This is a genomic window from Mycobacterium paraffinicum (assembly GCF_001907675.1).
Lineage (GTDB): Bacteria > Actinomycetota > Actinomycetes > Mycobacteriales > Mycobacteriaceae > Mycobacterium > Mycobacterium paraffinicum_A.
The window spans coordinates 1-1,577 of sequence record NZ_MPNT01000076.1; the positions used below are offsets into that span (position 1 = coordinate 1).

The 1,577-nt window shown below is 73.1% G+C and carries 2 protein-coding genes and 1 pseudogene; all 3 read left to right on the forward strand.

Annotated features, from left to right (window positions below; all coding sequences use genetic code 11):
* Positions 1-133: pseudogene (locus BRW65_RS30770) on the forward strand (transcriptional repressor); the annotation flags it as partial.
* Complete coding sequence (locus BRW65_RS31100; RefSeq protein WP_208611960.1) at positions 81-455, forward strand: hypothetical protein; 375 nt, start codon at positions 81-83, stop codon at positions 453-455. The pseudogene BRW65_RS30770 and the gene BRW65_RS31100, both read left to right, overlap by 53 nt.
* A gap of 143 nt (positions 456-598) precedes the next feature.
* Positions 599-1,577 (forward strand): DUF7159 family protein (locus BRW65_RS30780; RefSeq protein ID WP_084188131.1); only part of this gene is annotated, 979 nt, incomplete at its 3' end.

Here is a 1,577-nt window from a genome sequence, read left to right on the forward strand (position 1 = left end):
TATCGGACTGACCACCGTCTACCGGACACTGCAATCCATGGCGGCGGCGGGGATGGTCGACACGCTGCGGACCGACACCGGTGAGTCGGTCTACCGGAGCGCCGCCACCGCCGCCGCCGGTGGTCATCACCACGCAGGCGCCACCCGTCTACACCCCGCGGCACACCGCGCCGCCGCCCACCCAGGCGCCCACCACGACCGCCATGACGACGCCCCCGCCGCCGCCGTCGACCACCACCGAGACGCCGCCCCCGCCGTCGACGACCACGACCACCAGCACGACGGTGCCGATGACCACCGAGTGGATCCACGTGCCGCTGCTGCCGGTGCCGATTCCGATCCAGGTCCCGCAGACCCAGGCCCCACAGGCGCCGGCCCCGCAGTACACCCCGTACCCGCAGTACCCGCAGTACCCCGGGAACTCCCAGAACCCCTTCCTGAGCCCCGGCTACTAGTCCGCGTCGTTGCCGCTGAGCGCGCTCCGCGAGCGCGCGCGTTGCCGCGCGGGTAGCGTGGTGTCACCCGGTCGGGCAGGGTCTATCCGGCGGTTCCCTCATCGAGGGATCGCGGAGCAAATCAGCGGACTGTGGAGGCGGAAGTGGACATCGTGCTTGGGGTCTCAATGGCTCCCGGGACGGTCCGCCTGGTGGTCATCGAAGGCGAGAACGCCGACGGTGTCACCGTCGAACAGGACGAGTTCGGCGGCGCCGTCGACCAGGTCGTCGCGGCGATCGACGGCACCCGCGAAGGTGCGCTGGCGGGCGGGCACCGGTTGGTGTCGACGGGCGTGACCTGGACGGACCCCGCGGACGTCGGCGCGCTGCGGGAAGCGATGGCCCGCCACGGCATGGGCAGCGTGATGCTGGTATCCCCGTTGCTGGCCGCGGCCGCGCTGGCCCAGACGGTCGGGTACGCGCTCGACTACGCGCATATCGCGATGCTGTTCGTGGAGCCCGAGACCGCGACCCTGGCCGTCGTCGACGTCACCGACGGTTCGATCGTCGACCTGCACCGCCGGCAGCTGGCCAACGCCGGGGAGGAGTCGCTGGCCGCCGAGTTGGCGACGATGGTCGCCGGCCTGGGCGAACGAGGTGCTCGCGCGGACGGCGTGTTCCTGATCGGCTGCGGAGCGGACATCGTGCCCGTCAAGCCCGCGCTCGAAGCGGCCGCGCCACTCGAGGTGACGGCCCCCGAGGAGCCGGAGATGGCGCTGGCCCGCGGGGCGGCCCTGGCGTCGGCGAACGCGCCGCTGTTCGCCTCGTCCACGGCGGCGCTGGCTTACGCGCTGGACCCGGGCACCGGAGAGCTCAGCCCGCGACCGCTCGGCCCGACGTACCTCGACGTGTGGGGCAACGCCGACGCCGAGGCCCTGGCCTACAGCGCCCTCACCGACGAGGCCGACGAGCCCGAGGTCGTCCCGCGCAGGCGCCGGCCCATGTTCCTCGCCGGCAGCGCGCTGGCCGGCATCGCCGCCGTCATCGCCGGGGTGGTGCTGGTGTCGCTGACCTCCGATCGCCCGGCGTCCGAGCAGCCACAGAACCCGCGCGTCAACGTCGCCACGCCGGCCAGGCAGGTGC